At 61.2% G+C, this 15315-nt stretch carries 11 protein-coding genes; all 11 read left to right on the forward strand.

Annotated features, from left to right (window positions below):
* The first annotated feature begins 98 nt into the window (after positions 1-98).
* The 11 genes from ACFOW7_RS16350 (at position 99) to ACFOW7_RS16400 (ending at position 15304) form a co-directional block, all read left to right on the forward strand.
* Positions 99-2171 carry a hypothetical protein gene (locus tag ACFOW7_RS16350; RefSeq protein ID WP_378166252.1) on the forward strand — a complete coding sequence of 691 codons (2073 nt, stop codon included), beginning with the start codon at positions 99-101 and terminating at the stop codon, positions 2169-2171.
* Positions 2172-2228: 57 nt separating this feature from the next.
* A complete protein-coding gene (locus ACFOW7_RS16355) occupies positions 2229-3095 on the forward strand; it encodes a hypothetical protein (RefSeq protein WP_378166254.1) in 867 nt (288 codons plus the stop codon).
* Between the two features lie 435 nt (positions 3096-3530).
* Positions 3531-6032, forward strand: a complete 2502-nt coding sequence (locus ACFOW7_RS16360; protein WP_378166256.1) for a CHASE2 domain-containing serine/threonine-protein kinase — start codon at positions 3531-3533, stop codon at positions 6030-6032.
* A gap of 15 nt (positions 6033-6047) precedes the next feature.
* Positions 6048-6878 (forward strand): Stp1/IreP family PP2C-type Ser/Thr phosphatase, encoded by an 831-nt coding sequence (locus ACFOW7_RS16365; RefSeq protein WP_378166258.1) that lies wholly within the window; start codon positions 6048-6050, stop codon positions 6876-6878.
* Between the two features lie 22 nt (positions 6879-6900).
* On the forward strand, positions 6901-7623 hold the full coding sequence (locus tag ACFOW7_RS16370; protein ID WP_378166260.1) for an FHA domain-containing protein: 723 nt from the start codon (positions 6901-6903) through the stop codon (positions 7621-7623).
* A 74-nt stretch (positions 7624-7697) separates the two neighbouring features.
* A complete protein-coding gene (locus ACFOW7_RS16375) occupies positions 7698-9926 on the forward strand; it encodes a CHASE2 domain-containing protein (protein ID WP_378166262.1) in 2229 nt (742 codons plus the stop codon).
* 56 nt (positions 9927-9982) lie between these two features.
* Positions 9983-10705: an MBL fold metallo-hydrolase gene (locus ACFOW7_RS16380; RefSeq protein WP_378166264.1), complete on the forward strand. Its 723-nt coding sequence runs from the start codon at positions 9983-9985 to the stop codon at positions 10703-10705.
* A gap of 35 nt (positions 10706-10740) precedes the next feature.
* Complete coding sequence (locus ACFOW7_RS16385; protein ID WP_378166267.1) at positions 10741-13113, forward strand: GspE/PulE family protein; 2373 nt, start codon at positions 10741-10743, stop codon at positions 13111-13113.
* 50 nt (positions 13114-13163) lie between these two features.
* On the forward strand, positions 13164-14756 hold the full coding sequence (locus tag ACFOW7_RS16390) for a GAF and HD-GYP domain-containing protein (protein ID WP_378166269.1): 1593 nt from the start codon (positions 13164-13166) through the stop codon (positions 14754-14756).
* Between the two features lie 77 nt (positions 14757-14833).
* Positions 14834-15031 (forward strand): type IV pilin protein, encoded by a 198-nt coding sequence (locus tag ACFOW7_RS16395; protein WP_378166271.1) that lies wholly within the window; start codon positions 14834-14836, stop codon positions 15029-15031.
* Positions 15032-15115: 84 nt separating this feature from the next.
* The gene (locus ACFOW7_RS16400) at positions 15116-15304 is read left to right on the forward strand and encodes a prepilin-type N-terminal cleavage/methylation domain-containing protein (RefSeq protein WP_378166273.1); all 189 of its coding nucleotides are present in this window, start codon (positions 15116-15118) and stop codon (positions 15302-15304) included.
* The last annotated feature ends 11 nt before the right edge of the window (positions 15305-15315 follow it).

Below are 15315 nucleotides of genomic sequence, written 5' to 3' on the forward strand. Positions count from 1 at the left end.
TCGGCTATGTGTTTTGCGATCAATTTGCAGATATTTTTCATTTTGCCGATTGATCCGACCCGGAACCGACATCACCTCGAGCGATTGCTTTTCTTATCATGCCTTGGGATCAACTTGGCCTGGTCGCTACCGACGACGAACGGGCCATCCGCCGCGCTTATGCCGCCCGCCTGAAAGTCACCCGTCCCGAAGACGACCCGGAAGGCTTCCGCCGTCTGCGCGAAGCCTATGAATACGCTTTGGCGCTGGCGCGTCATGGCATGGTCGGAGAAGAGGCGGTCGTGGTCGAGGCGGCCGATGCAGCGGTCGAAACGCGGGCGCCGGTGCAGTTTGCCGCCCCGCCCACCGCGCAGCCACCTGCGGCCTTGTCCACCGCTGACCCGACTCCACCGCCAGCGCCGGCGATCGACCCGGCCGAATTCACCCGGCTTGGGCGCGGTGTGCTGCAACGGGCGGTCCATGATGAGGATTTTCCCGACGACGAATTGCTCGAAGCCGCCGAGCACTATGGCTGGTTCGAGCCTGGTGCCGACCGGCGCTGGCCGGCCGAGCTGCTTGGCACGGCGCGGGCGCGGGTCCATTGGGTGCAGGCGCGTCGGGTCACCGATCTGCTGGAGCGCAGTCTGAGCCACGATGAGCAGCAGGTCTGTGCCCGCTTTGCGGTGATCGGTCGGCAGGCCCGCTGGGAATCGCTCGATGCGCGCGACATGCTCAAGCGGGTGCTGGCCGACTGGCTGGCCGAGCGCTCGCCGCCGCCGCTCAAATTGATGGCGATGGTGGCCGACTGGGCCGATTGGCGTGACGAGACAGGGCAACCGCGCGAAGGCTTGAGTTCAGGCGCGGCGCTGGTCTGCCATTGTCTGCTGCTGGCGGCAACCACAGCCGAGGCGGAAGCGGCGCCGGTACGGACCGTGTTCTGGCGCGATGTGGTGGCGGCCGATGAGGTGCAGCAGGCACTGGCCGCTTTGCGCCGGGCGGCGTTCGAGCGCGATCTCGATGATGAGACGCTATTGGGGTTTGCCGACCGTTTCGCCTGGTTTGAGGCCGATGCCGACCAGCGAGGCTGGCCGCTCGAATGGCTGCTGCGCGCCAGACTGCGCGTGCGCCAGGTCGAAACCCAGCGCGTGCTGGCGGCGATGACGCTGCGGCTGGAGCAGGGCGCCAGCGAAGATGCCTGCGATCTGATGCGCAGCCTGTTCGCCACCGGCCGGCAGCGGCTGTCGCAGGACGAGCGTCTGCTGCTCGACAGCATGGTGGCCGAATGGCTGCTGGCTCAGGAAGCGCCGCCGCTCAGGCTGCTGGGCGCCGCGGTCGAGGGCGGCAACTGGCGCAACGAGCAAGGCGAGTGGCGCGCCAATCTGCCGCGTCCGGCCTGTCTGGCCTGTCGCCGCTACGAAATGGAAACCTTGTGGGCGACCTGGGAACTCAAGACCCAGCCCAAGGCGCCGGTCGGGGTCGATCCGTGGGAGCGGCGGGTGCTGATGGCGCTGCTGCGGCCGCAGCCATGGCGCCGTCGCCTCGATGGCTTGCGGCTGGAATTGCAGTATGAGGTGCGCGATCTGATTGGCCGGATCAGCGAGGTCTACCCTGAGCTATTGGAGCGGCTCGATCGCGCCAATCTCGACTGGTGGCAGCAGCGCCGCTTCGGGGTGTTCGGCAGTTTGCGCCAGAGCTGGACCCTGATGCTGCTGCTGTGGCTGATTCCGATGTTGAGCACGATCTCGCACTACACTTCGGACGCGTCGTCGGTACTGCTGGGCGGTCTGACGGCGGCTGCGGCGGCCAGCGGCGTGTGTGCATCGATCTGGATATTGCTGCATACCGGCTATGTGCTGCTGCGACAGCGGCTGAGCGAGCGCTCGCCCGTATGGCGGCGCATCTGGGACAACGGCTACAGCCCGTTTCTGCTGGCGGCGCGTACCATCCCGACCGCGCTTGCCATCAGTCTCGGCTTGACGATCAATCCCGAGCTGATCGACCTGCTCATCTGGGTATGGCTGCTGTGGCTGCTGCTGCCTGCACTGGTGCTGCCGCTCTACCGGCCGGAGCAGCCCAAAGCGTGGCAGCGGGCGCTGCTGTTTCCGTTTAATGAGCTGAGATTGGTCGGATGGAGCGTGGTCGGCGGGCTGCTGTTTATGCTGTTGCTGTTGACCATCGTCCTGTCGGCCTGAGCCTCATCAACTTTGTTCGCCGCGCCGGCAGCGTATGGGCGCGAGCGGGATACCACTATGGCAAATCAAGATTGCTGGCAGCTTCTGGGCATTGCTCCCACACCGGAGGAGCGCGATATCAAGCGCGCCTACGCCAAATTGGTCAAATCGACCCGGCCCGAGGACGACCCCGATGCCTTCCAGCGGCTGCGCGATGCGTTCGAGCAGGCGCTGTGGGCCGCCGACGATCTGCGGCGGACACCGCCCGTCGCGCCTGCCGAGGAGCCGGCGACCGACCTCGATGGTCGAGCGGCCGAAATCGAGGCCAAGCTGAAGCCCTGGATCGAACATCTGGCCGACCTCAACGAGCGAGGCAGCAAGGAAGATGCGCTGGCCGCGCTCGAGGGCTATCTGGCCGACCCGTTTCTCGCCGGTGCCGCCGAACGTGATCCGCAGGTATGGGAACTGTTCGAGGACGGCATGATGTGGGTGTGCTGCGATATCACCGCCAATCACGACGACTTTCTGCGCCGGGCCATCACCATGTTCGACTGGCTCAACCCCGAAGGCTGGCTGGCCCAGCGCGATCCCAAGACCTTCGAATGGCTCAAGTTGCGGCTCCAGGAAGCCGAGGCGCTCGATGCGGTCGATGTGCTGCTCGACCTGCTCGAGCGCGAAGGCGAGCAGCAGTCGATGCTGTGGCTCGATGCGCTGCTCGAAGGCGAATTGCTGGTCAACGTCGATGTCCGCCATCTGTTCGAGGCCGAACTGATGGTCGGGCTGTCGGAATTCCAGCCGCTGCCTCTGTGCTTTGCCAGCCAAGCGATCGAACTGTTCGGCTGGCGCCGCGACCATCGCCATCTCGAGGAATACCACCCCGAAGCCTGGGCCGATTTCCGCAAGAAAAGCGGGGTGCTGGCGCTGCTGCAACGGGCCGGGCTGTAGCGGACACTGTTCAGACAAGGCCCGTTCCGGCCTCGGCGGGTTGTCACACCGGCCGGTTGCCGTATCTTTCTCCTTGGGAAGGGCGCCTATAATGGCCCTCTGCCCAGTCGGCGTCCTTAGCTAGTGTGCCGCCTGCTCTGTGGTTTTCCTTGGCATCTATGCCATAGGATGCGCGGGACGATTGGACGCTGTGTTGAAAGAGAATTCATATTGAGCGGCTGGCATGGAACAGCCATCGATCAGCCCCCGTCCGTGGCAGAAAAATGTACTTTGGCTTTCCGATAGTGCTGAGCTATGAGATATCATGCGAATGGCATGATTAGACAGCGTAACGATTTCCGACTGGTCGCCCCGTCTGCCTCCGCTAAACTGGCGACCCGCTTCACCGAAGGCTAATCTTCCAAGAGCCTCGGTACGCGAGTTTAGGGAGAGACAATGAAAACGGCGTTTTGGAAAGCCGACTGGTTTGTGGGGCTGCTGGTCTTGCTGGTGTTCTTCGTCGTCAACCGTGCCACTCCCTTGCTGCAAAGCCTCGAACTCAAGGCTTACGACGTCGGCTCCTCGCTGGCGCAGCGCCCGCCATCCGACAAGATCGCCGTGATCGCCATCGATCAGGCCAGCCTCGACAATATCGGCCGCTGGCCCTGGTCGCGCGATATCCATGCCCAGTTGCTCGACCGTCTCTCCACTGCCAAACCCCGGGTAGTCGCCAATACCGTGCTGTTTACCGAGCCGCAGCAGGACAAGGGCGCCACCTATATCAACCAGCTTCTCGACCTCTACCGCAAGGAAGCGGGCGCCGTTCCCGAACAGTTCGGCCGTGCGCTGCGCGAAGCGGCTGTGCGGCTCGATGTCGACCGTCAACTGGCCGACAGCGTGGCGCGGACCCGCAACGTGGTGCTGGCCATGCATATCGAAAAGGGCGAGCCACAAGGCAACCCCGACGAGCCGACTCCTCCCTATGTCGAGCGCCATACCCTGACGCCGGCGGGCGACCCGTCGGCTGGCATGCCCTATCCGGGCGTGCGGCTGCTGCCGCCGATCCAGTCGATCGGCGCCCGCGCCGCCGGGTTGGGGCATCTGGTGGTGTTTCCCGATCTGGCCGACGGCGTGGTGCGCAGCGAGCAGCTGGCGATGCGCTACTACAACCAGCTCTATCCCTCGTTCGCGCTGGCAGTGGCGGCGCGCAGCCTCAATATCGATCCGCAGCAGGTCCAGCTTACCTTCGGTGAGGGAGTCAGATTGGGCGGGCTCGACCTTAAGACCTCGCCCGAGGCCAATTATCTGCCCTATTTCTATCGCTATGCCGACAACCGGCCGCCGTTTGCGGTCGATTCGTTCTTCGATGTCTATTCGGGGAAGGTGCCGGTTTCCAAATACCGCGACAAGATCGTGCTGATCGGTACCAATGTCGGCGGGGTCGGCAGCCTGTTCGTGACGCCGGGCAGCGAAACCACCTCGCCGGTGATGCTGGCGGCCAACAATATCTCGAGCATCCTGCAACAGCACTATTTCGAGATTCCGGCCTGGGGCATCTGGGTCGAATATGCCTTGCTGCTGCTGGTCTGCCTCTATCTGACGCTGCTGCTGCCACGACTGAGCGCAGGCGCCGGTGCCGCGGCCACGGCCGGGGCCGTTGCCCTGTGCCTGGGGCTGGAATTCGGCCTGCTGGCGGGCAAGCTGGTCTGGCTGAGCCTGATGACGCCGGCTGCACTGCTGCTGGTCGGTCATCTGGTGCTGACCACCAAGCGTTTTCTGGTTACCGAGCGCGGCAAGGAGCAGTCCGAATTGTCGGCCGCCGAGTCGAACCGCATGCTGGGCCTGGCCTTCCAGGGCCAGGGCCAGCTCGATATGGCCTTCGACAAGTTCCGCAAGGTGCCGATGGATCCATCGATGATGGACCTGCTCTATAACTTGGCACTCGATTTCGAACGCAAGCGCCAGTTCAACAAGGCCGAGGCGGTCTACAGCCATATGGCGAGCTTCGACCCCAAGTACAAGGATTTGCAGCAAAAGCTCAACCGCGCCCGCCAGATGTCGGAAACCGTGATCCTGGGCGGCGCCAATACGCGCGGCAATGCCAGCACCCTGATGCTCGAGGGCGCCATCGAAAAGCCGATGCTGGGGCGTTATCAGGTCGAGAAGGAATTGGGCAAAGGGGCGATGGGGGTGGTCTATCTGGGGCGCGACCCCAAGATCGGCCGGGTGGTGGCGATCAAGACCATGGCGCTCAGTCAGGAATTCGAGGCCGAGGAACTGGACGAGGCCCGCGCCCGCTTTTTCCGCGAGGCCGAGACGGCGGGGCGGCTGAACCACCCCAATATCGTCACCATCTACGACGCCGGTGAAGAGCACGACCTCGCCTATATCGCGATGGAATTCCTCAAGGGCAAGGATCTGGCTCCCTATACCAAGGCCGGTCAGTTGCTGCCCGTCAAGGAAGTGGCGCAGATCGTGGCCCAGGTGGCCGAGGCGCTCGACTATGCCCACCGCCAGCAGGTGGTGCACCGCGATATCAAACCGGCCAATATCATGTACGAGCTCGATACCAAGACGGTCAAGGTGACGGATTTCGGTATCGCCCGGATCACCGATTCCTCCAAGACCAAGACCGGGATGGTGCTCGGTACGCCGTCCTATATGTCGCCGGAACAGCTGTCGGGCAAAAAGATCGACGGTCGCTCCGACCTGTTTTCGCTCGGGGTGACGCTGTACCAGATGACGGTCGGGGCCTTGCCGTTCCAGGGCGATTCGATGGCCGAGCTGATGTTCCGGATCGCCAACGACCCCTATCGCAATCCCCGCGATCTCAACCCCACCCTGCCCGCCGGCCTGATCCCGGTGATCGACCGGGCGCTGAAGAAGAACGCCGACGAACGCTTCCAGAGCGGCAATGAATTTGCGGCCGCGCTAAGGCAGTGCTTCGCCGCGCCATAAAAGGGAGAATCATTGATGACGCAACTCGCGCATGCGCTGGAAATGGTCGGTCTGACCGACCCGGGCATGGTTCGCGGCCATAACGAGGATTCCATCGTCTTCCACCCCGAGTGCGGTCTGGCCGTGCTGGCCGACGGCATGGGCGGCTACAACGCCGGCGAAGTGGCCAGCGGTATTGCCACCACGCTGATTTCCGAAGGGGTGCGGGCTTCGATCGAAGTGGTGGCACCGCACCAGCCCGAACCGATGAGCGGCAAGCCGGCGGCTCATCGCATCCTGCGCAGCGAAATCGAAAAGGCCAATTTGGCGATCTTCCAGACCGCCCAGTCGCAACCGCAGTGCGCCGGAATGGGGACCACCCTGGTGGCGGCGCTGCTCTACGACAACCGACTGACCGTGGCCCATGTCGGTGATTCGCGGCTGTATCGGCTGCGCGGCGACCAGTTCATGGCGCTGACCAAGGACCACTCGCTGTTGCAAGAACAAATAGACAGCGGCCTGCTCACGCCAGAGCAGGCGCGGCTGTCGCAGAACAAGAATCTGGTGACGCGGGCCGTCGGCATCGACCCGCAGCTCGACCCCGAGCTTAACGATGTCGAGGTCCGTCCGGGCGATCTGTTCCTGCTGTGCTCCGACGGCTTGAACGATATGGTGCCCGAGGAGGATATCGGCCTGGTACTGACCACGCTGACCAGCAATCTGCCGCTGGCTGCGCAACAATTGATTCAAATGGCGAACGATAACGGCGGACGCGACAACGTCTCCGTGATCTTGATTCGGGTGAAGCACGACTTCAGCGCCGAGCGCGGGCTATGGGCACGCCTTTTCGGGTGGTTCGGCCGCTGAAACAGGAATGGTGAGGATAACGATGGCTAAATTGATTCTGAGTCTCGACGGGATGGTGCTGCGCGAGTTCAAGCTAGACCGCGAGAAGGTCAAGCTCGGACGCAAGCCGCATAACGAACTGCAAATCGACAATCTCGCCGTATCGGGCGAGCACGCCCTGATCACCACGATCCAGAACGATTCCTTCCTCGAAGACCTGGAAAGCACCAATGGCACGCTGGTCAACGGCCAGCCGGTGCACAAGCATTTCCTACAGGACGGCGATGTCATCGAGATCGGCAAGTACAAGATCAAGTACCTGCGCGAGGCGGTGGCCAGCAAGGGACCGTCGCCCGAGGATTTCGAGAAGACCATGGTGATCCGCTCGCCGGTCAGCGCCAAGGCCGCCGCCCCGGCGCCAACGCCAGCGGCGGCCGCCGAAGCAACCCAGCCCACCACGCCGATCGGCGATACGGTGCTCGAACCGCCCAAGGGGGCAGGCGAGCGGGCCGGGGCGATCCGGGTGGCTTCGGGCAGCAATGCCGGCAAAACGCTCGATTTGGTAAAAAATGTCACTTCTCTTGGAAAACCTGGTATGCAGGTCGCCATTATTACCAGACGTCCGGCAGGTTATTTTATTACTCATGTGGAAGGCCCAAGCCGGCCGTTGGTCAACGGCCAGCAGATCGGCCTCCAGGCCCATGAACTCAAGGACCACGACATCATCGAGCTGGCCGGTACCAAGATGGAGTTCTTCTACAAATAAGGGCACTGCCGGTCGCCCGCGCCGCGACCGGCCCCTTGCCTAATCCGATCGTCACGCCGGGAAAGGGGCCGGGCATGAAGACGCTACGCAAGAACTGGCTCCAGATCCTGCTGTCGGCCCTGCTGCTGGTATTCCTGCTCGGTTACGCCACCGAGCGCTGGCGGCCGCTGGTGCTGGAGCGGCTCGATCTGTGGTTCTACGACACCCGGCTGGCCCTGACCATGCCCGACAGCGTTGACCCGCGGGTGGTGGTGGTCGATATCGACGAGAAAAGCCTGGCGGAAATCGGCCGCTGGCCCTGGCGTCGCGATGTGGTGGCCAAGCTGGTCGATCAATTGACCGGCCGCTATCAGGCCGCCGTGGTGGGCTTCGATATCGTCTTTGCCGAAAAGGACGACAGCTCCGGCCTGGCGGTACTGCGCCAGCTCGCCGGCAATGAACTGCGCGATAACCCGGCCTTCCAGGCCCAGTTGCCGACGCTGGAAAGACGGCTCGACTACGACAGCCTGCTGGCGCAGCATCTGCGCAATCGGCCGGTGGTGCTGGGCTACTATTTCAATTTCGGCGACAGCCAGGAAAAGTCCGGCCAGATGCCGGCCCCGGTATTGCCGGCCGGGCTGTTCAGCGGCAAGCAGGTGTCTTTTCTCAAGGCAGCCGGCTACGGCGCCAATCTGCCGGTGCTGACCCAGGCGGCCAGCGCCGCCGGCCATTTCAATCCCGTCTCCGACCCCGACGGCGTGCTGCGCCGTGTCCCCTTGCTGGTCGAATACCAGGGCAATTACTATGAGTCCCTGTCCCTGGCGATGGTGAGGGCTTTTTTAAATTATCCTGCCGTAGAGCCGGTATACCCGGAGCCAATTCTAGGGAAAAGTTATAAGCAACTCGAATGGTTCAAAGTCGGCCCGCTGCGTATTCCGGTAGATAACGCCGGCTCGGCCCTGATTCCCTACCGTGGCCCGCAGGGCAGCTTTACCTATGTCTCGGCCGCCGATGTGATCGGCGGGCGTACCCCGGTCGAGTCGGTGGCCGGTCGGATGGTGCTGGTCGGCACCACCGCACCGGGGCTGAAGGATCTGCGGGTTGCCCCGGTCAGTCCGGTTTATGCCGGGGTCGAGGCCCACGCCAATATGGTGGCCGGGATGATGAGCGGCAAGGTGCCGGCCATGCCGAGCTATCTGATGGGGCTCGAAGTGGTGACGCTGCTGCTGGTCTGGCTGGCGCTGCTCTGGATACTGCTGCGGCTCGCTCCCTTGCCGGCCACGCTGTCGGTGGCCTTGCTGCTGGTCAGTGTGCTGGTGCTGAATTTCCTGGCCTGGCGCCAGGGCCTGACCGCCGTACCGCTGGCCGCCACGGTGACGCTGATCGTGCTGATGTACGCGATCAGCATGGCTTACGGCTATTTCTTTGTCGCGCGCAAGCAAAAGCAGATGGCCAATCTGTTTGGCCAGTATGTGCCGCCTGAACTGGTGGAAAAGATGAGCGAGGAGCCCGAGAAGTATTCGATGGAAGGGCAGAGCCACGAGCTGACGGTGCTGTTTTCCGATGTGCGCAGCTTTACCACCATCTCCGAAAGCATGGAGCCGCGCGAATTGGCGCGCTTTATGAACGAATTCCTGACTTCGCTCACTACAGTGATTCGCAACAACCATCTGGGCACCATCGATAAATATATGGGCGACTGCGTGATGGCCTTCTGGGGAGCGCCGGTCTATGACCCCGACCATGCCCGCAATGCGGTATTGGCCGGGATCGAGATGCAAAAGGCGATCACCGAGCTCGGCCCCCAGCTCAAGGCTCGCGGCTGGCCCGAGATCCATATCGGGGTCGGGGTCAATACCGGCCGGATGACCGTGGGCGATATGGGCTCGCAGATCCGCAAGGCGTATACGGTGATGGGCGACGCGGTCAATCTGGCCTCCCGGCTCGAAGGGATCACCAAACAGTACGGCGTCGGCATGATCGTCGGCGAAATGACCCGGCAGGCGGTGCGCGAGGGCATTGTGTTCCGTGAGCTCGATCGGGTCCGGGTCAAGGGCAAGGACGAGCCGGTATCGATCTATGAACCGATCGGTTTGACCGAGGCGGTGGACCGTTCGGTGAAAAGTGCCGTTGAACTGTTCCATCAAGCACTTAAATACTACCGCGCCCAGAATTGGGATATGGCGGAATTGCAGCTGCTCAACCTGAAGAAACAGGATGTCCATTGCAAGCTATACCAGGTATATCTCGACCGTATCGCCCGTTTCCGGCAAGACCCGCCACCTCCTGACTGGGATGGCGTCTACGAGTTTGAGACCAAGTGATGAGGTAGGGCATGCGGCTTAAGGTGTTGGGATGTAGCGGAGGGATAGGGGGCAGCTTGCGCACCACTTCGTTTCGGGTGGGGAGCAACTGTCTGCTCGACGCCGGAACCGGGGTGGCCGATCTGTCGGTCGCGGAACTGGCGCAGATCGACCATGTGTTCCTGACCCACGCCCATCTCGACCATATCGCCATGCTGCCGCTGCTGGTCGATACAGTAGGCAGCATGCGCGACCGACCGCTACAGGTGTATGCCACCTCCGCCACGCTCGATATTCTGCGGCGCCATGTCTTCAACTGGCTGGTCTGGCCCGATTTCAGCGAAATTCCCGACCGGGCCAATCCCTATCTGCGTTTCGTGCCGTTTGAGCTGGGCGAGCAGCTCAGCCTTGACAGCGGCCTTACCGTGACGGCGCTGCCGGCGCTCCATACCGTGCCGGCCGTGGGTTACCGGCTCGATTCAGGCCGCAGCAGTCTGGTGTTCAGCGGCGACACCACGGTCAACGACGAGTTCTGGCCGCTGGTCAATGACATCGACAATCTGCGCCATCTGATCATCGAGACGGCGTTTTGCAATCGTGAATACGAGCTGGCGGTACTGTCCAAGCATCTGTGTCCGTCGATGCTGGCCACTGAACTGTCGCGTTTGCAGCGGCGGGCCGAGGTCTGGGTCACGCATCTGAAGCCCGGCGAGATCGAGCTGACGATGCAGGAAATCGGGCGCGACGCCGCGGCTTACCATCCCCGCATGCTGAAAAACGGCCAGATATTGGAGTTTTAGTGCCGGGCCGTTGACTGTTTCTGACGAGGTTGTGCATGACTTCTACCGACCATACTGCACCGGAACTCAATCTCGAATTGCAGTTCATCCGCAACCTACAGGCCGTGACCAACCGGATTCACGCCACCAGCAACGTCGACGAGATCATGCTCGAAGTCAGCCAGGCCATCTGTGACCTGGTCAATGCCGACCGGTTGACGATCTATGTGCTCAACGACGAGGGCAATGCCATCGTCTCCAAGGTCAAGACTGGCCTCAATTCATTCAAGGACCTGAAGCTGCCGCTGTCGGAGCAGAGCATCGCCGGCTTTGTCGGTTGGTCGAAGCGGCTGGTCAATATCCGCGATGTATACGATCAGGCCGAGCTGAAAGCCCTCCATCCCTCGCTGAATTTCCTGCAGGAAGTCGATCGTCGCACCGGTTATCGCACCAAGCAGATGCTGGTGGCGCCCATCCTCGACGAGAAAAGCCACGAGCTGATCGGGGTGGTGCAGATCATCAATAATCGGGCCGGCCGACCGTTTCCCGCCCTGGCCGAGCGCGGTGTGGTCGAGGTATGCAAGACGCTGGCGATTGCGCTCAAGCAGCGGAAACGCGGCGGCGCCTTCATGCCACGTACCAAGTACGACTATCTGGTGGCCGATGGGGTACTGTCGAGCGCCGAACTCGAGCTGGCGATCAAGGGAGCGCGTGAGCATGGGGTCGAGGTGGCCGAGATCCTGACGCGGGAATTCCACGTCACGCCGGCCCAGCTCGGCAGTTCACTGGCGCGCTTTTTTGATGTGCCCTACGAGCCGTTCAAACCCGACCGTATCAAGCCAATCGACCTGCTCAAGACCATCAAGCGCGAATTTGCCGAATCGAGCCAGTGGCTGCCGATCGAAGAAATCAAGGAAGGGGTGGTGGTGCTGACGCCCGACCCCGAGAAGGTCAAGAGCAGTGGTATGGCACGGCAGGTATTCTCTGGTAAGAATATTATCTATAAGGTCTGTAGCCAGCACGAATTCTCGCAGACACTTGACCTGTTTTTTGGTAGTAGCACCGGGCCGCTCGATACGGGCTCGATCGGCGACCTGCTGTCCAATCTCGACGGCGGCGATGATGAGGACAATGAGGGTGCCAGCGCCGATGCCATCTCGATGGCGCAGGACAATGAGCTGGTCAAGCTGGTCAATAAGATCATTATCGATGCCTATAACCAGGGTGTATCCGATATCCATATCGAGCCATATCCGGGCAAGGCCAAGACCGAAATCCGCTTTCGCCGTGACGGTTCGCTGGTGCCGTATATCGAAGTCCCGGCCGCTTACCGCGATCCTTTGGTGACGCGGCTGAAGATCATGTGCGACCTCGATATTTCCGAGCGGCGCAAACCGCAGGACGGCAAGATCAAGTTCAAGAAGTTCGCCCCGCTCGATATCGAGCTGCGGGTGGCGACCGTGCCGACGGCCGGCGGAATCGAAGATGTGGTGATGCGTATCCTGGCAGCGGGTGAGCCGATTCCGCTCGATAAGCTGGGATTGTCCAAACGCAACAACACCAACCTCAAATCGGTGATCTCGAAGCCCTATGGGCTGTTCTTTGTCTGCGGTCCGACCGGTTCGGGCAAGACCACCACGCTGCATTCGGTCCTCAAATATCTCAATACCCCGGAAACCAAGATCTGGACCGCGGAGGACCCGGTTGAAATCACTCAGAAGGGTTTGCGCCAGGTTCAGATGAATCCCAAGGCCGGCCTGACCTTTGCCGTGGCGATGAAAGCGTTTCTGCGTGCCGATCCCGATGTGATCATGGTGGGGGAGATGCGCGACAAGGAAACCACATCGACTGGTATCGAGGCCTCATTGACTGGCCACCTGGTGCTGGCGACGCTGCATACCAATTCGGCGCCTGAGTCGATTATCCGGTTGCTCGATATGGGGATGGACCCGTTCAATTTCTCCGACGCCCTGCTGGGCATCCTGGCGCAGCGGCTGGCCAAGCGCCTGTGCGGCAAATGCAAGCAGGCCTACCAGCCGGACGAGTCGGAAATGCGGCTGATCGCCACCGAGTACGCCGAGGAGCTCAAGGAGACGGAGAGCTGGCGCAAGGATCCGGCCCAGGCGCTGCAGGCGCTTCATGAGGAATGGCGACGCGAGTTCGCCGATGCCGAAGGGCGTTTTACCTTATATAAGCCGGTCGGGTGCGAGGCTTGCCAAGGGACGGGCTATAAGGGGCGGGTTGGTCTGCATGAGTTGCTGGTGGGGACCGACGCAATCAAGAAGAAGATCCAGGAACATGCCCGAGTGGCCGAGTTGTTTGCGGTAGCGCTCGACGAAGGAATGCGTACACTGAAACAGGACGGCATCGAGAAGGTCCTGCAGGGCGTTACCGATCTGTTGCAGGTGCGGGCGGTCTGTATCAAATAGGGCGCGCCGGCGCTCGACTTATTGCCGTTCGCGAGTCTGCGGGGACGATCATGCAAAGCGCCGACGAACTGATGCGCCGACTGGAAATGCTCAATGCTATCGGCGTGGCATTGTCGGCCGAACGCGATATCAACCGGCTGGTCGAGCTGATCCTGCTTGCGGCCAAGAATCTGGCCAATGCCGATGCCGGCACGCTCTATCTGGTCCAGGACGGCAAACTCAATTTCGAGATCGTGCGCACCCAGTCGCTGGGTATCTCGCTGGGCGGCAGTACCGGTAAGAAGCCGCCGTTTCCGCCGATCGCGCTCCATCATCCCGATGGCACGCCCAATACCAGTACTGTGGTGGCCTGTGCCGCCTTGATGGGCGAGACCATCAATATCCCCGATGCCTACCAGGTGGTCGGTTTCGACTTTACCGGCACCCGGCGCTTCGATGCCTCCAATGGTTACCGCTCCAAATCGTTTTTGACCGTACCGCTGCGTAATCACGAAAACGAGATTATCGGCGTCCTGCAACTGATCAATGCGCTCGACGCCAACGGCCAGATCGTCACCTTCAGCGAAGAAGCACAGCGACTGGTCGAGTCGCTCGCGTCGCAGGCGGCTATTGCGCTGACCAATCGGCAGTTGATCGACCAGTTGGAAAAGCTGTTCGAGTCCCTGATCAAGCTGATCAATACGGCAATCGACGATAAGTCGCCCTATACAGGTGGTCATTGCGAGCGGGTGCCGGTCTTGACCATGCTGCTGGCTGAAGCGGCCAGCAGTATCGACTACGGGCCGTTCCAGTCCTTCCGAATGAACGACAGGGATCGCTACGAACTCAAGATCGCCGGCCTGTTGCACGACTGCGGCAAGATCACCACTCCAGTCCATGTGGTGGACAAGGCGACCAAGCTCGAAACCATCTTCGACCGGATCGCCCTGATCGATACCCGTTTCGAGGTGCTCAAGCGCGATGCCGAGATTGCCTATCTAAAGCGCGAGATCGACGAGACCGAATACCAGAGGCGCCTGCGGGACTATGACGAAGATCGGGATTTCCTGCGTCATGCCAATATCGGCGGCGAATTCATGACGGCTGAGGCGCAGGAGCGGGTACGGCGGATCGCCGGTTATCCATGGAGTGACGAAAATTGTCAGACCGTGCCCTTCTTGAGTACCGATGAAGTCGAAAATCTGACGATTGTTCGCGGTACGCTGAATACACGCGAACGCGGTATTATTAACCATCACATTGAAGTCACGATCCAGATGCTCGAAGCCCTGCCGTGGCCGCGGCACCTGAAGCAGGTGCCTGAGTTCGCCGGCGGCCATCATGAGCGCATGGACGGTCGCGGCTACCCACGCGGTCTGACCCGCGAGCAGATGAGTATCCAGGCCCGCATCATGGGCATCGCCGATATCTTCGAAGCCCTGACGGCGCGCGACCGGCCTTACAAGCCGGGCAAGACGCTGTCGGAATCCCTTACCATCCTGGCCCGGATGGCCCGCGAACAGCATATCGACATCGATCTGTTCGAGGTGTTCATGCGCGAAAGCGTCTATCAGCAATACGCAGAGATGTTCCTGGAGCCGCAGCAGATCGACAGTGTCGATGTCAAGGCGCTGCTCGAACTGGCTGGCGTCAAACGAGCATAGCGAATCAGTTTTTTCCACCTGGCCCGGAAGTTGCTGTTACCTCTGCCATACAAGGTTGCGCTCTCGAAGGAGTTGCCATGAAAACAGTAAGAACAGCAAAGATGGCTGGTTTTACGCTGATCGAGCTGATGATTGTGGTAGCCATTATTGGTATTCTCGCGGCAATTGCGATTCCGCAATTCTCCGAATATCAGAAAAGAGCGAATGACAAGGCAGCTCAATCAGATGCCAAGGCTGCAATTACCTTGTTCATCAGTAACGGCGCACCGTCATAGTTGACCAGCCGCAAGATTGATGCTAATGTCATAAACCTTAACTCATCGTTTGTCGTCGTCAACGTTCCTACAGGAGTCAGGAGCATGAAAAAGCTGCAAAAGGGCTTCACCTTGATCGAACTGATGATCGTGGTTGCCATCATCGGTATTCTGGCCGCGATTGCCATCCCCCAATTCGCCGAGTACCAAAAGAAGGGTAACGACAAGTCCGCTCAGTCCGACGCCAAGAACGCCCTGACCGCGTTCATCGCCTCGAACACCGCCACGCAGTAAGCTGGCTAATT

Source organism: Chitinimonas lacunae, assembly GCF_042650885.1.
In the GTDB taxonomy this organism is placed as follows: Bacteria; Pseudomonadota; Gammaproteobacteria; order Burkholderiales; family Chitinimonadaceae; genus Chitinimonas_A; species Chitinimonas_A lacunae.

What these genes read in the sequence shown, in the direction of transcription:
- ACFOW7_RS16375 (WP_378166262.1), top strand. Translation starts at nt 7,698, where the DNA reads ATGAAGACGCTACGCAAGAACTGGCTCCAGATCCTGCTGTCGGCCCTG.
- ACFOW7_RS16370 (WP_378166260.1), top strand. Translation starts at nt 6,901, where the DNA reads ATGGCTAAATTGATTCTGAGTCTCGACGGGATGGTGCTGCGCGAGTTC.
- ACFOW7_RS16360 (WP_378166256.1), top strand. Translation starts at nt 3,531, where the DNA reads ATGAAAACGGCGTTTTGGAAAGCCGACTGGTTTGTGGGGCTGCTGGTC.
- ACFOW7_RS16365 (WP_378166258.1), top strand. Translation starts at nt 6,048, where the DNA reads ATGACGCAACTCGCGCATGCGCTGGAAATGGTCGGTCTGACCGACCCG.
- ACFOW7_RS16400 (WP_378166273.1), top strand. Translation starts at nt 15,116, where the DNA reads ATGAAAAAGCTGCAAAAGGGCTTCACCTTGATCGAACTGATGATCGTG.
- ACFOW7_RS16355 (WP_378166254.1), top strand. Translation starts at nt 2,229, where the DNA reads ATGGCAAATCAAGATTGCTGGCAGCTTCTGGGCATTGCTCCCACACCG.
- ACFOW7_RS16390 (WP_378166269.1), top strand. Translation starts at nt 13,164, where the DNA reads ATGCAAAGCGCCGACGAACTGATGCGCCGACTGGAAATGCTCAATGCT.
- ACFOW7_RS16350 (WP_378166252.1), top strand. Translation starts at nt 99, where the DNA reads ATGCCTTGGGATCAACTTGGCCTGGTCGCTACCGACGACGAACGGGCC.
- ACFOW7_RS16385 (WP_378166267.1), top strand. Translation starts at nt 10,741, where the DNA reads ATGACTTCTACCGACCATACTGCACCGGAACTCAATCTCGAATTGCAG.
- ACFOW7_RS16395 (WP_378166271.1), top strand. Translation starts at nt 14,834, where the DNA reads ATGAAAACAGTAAGAACAGCAAAGATGGCTGGTTTTACGCTGATCGAG.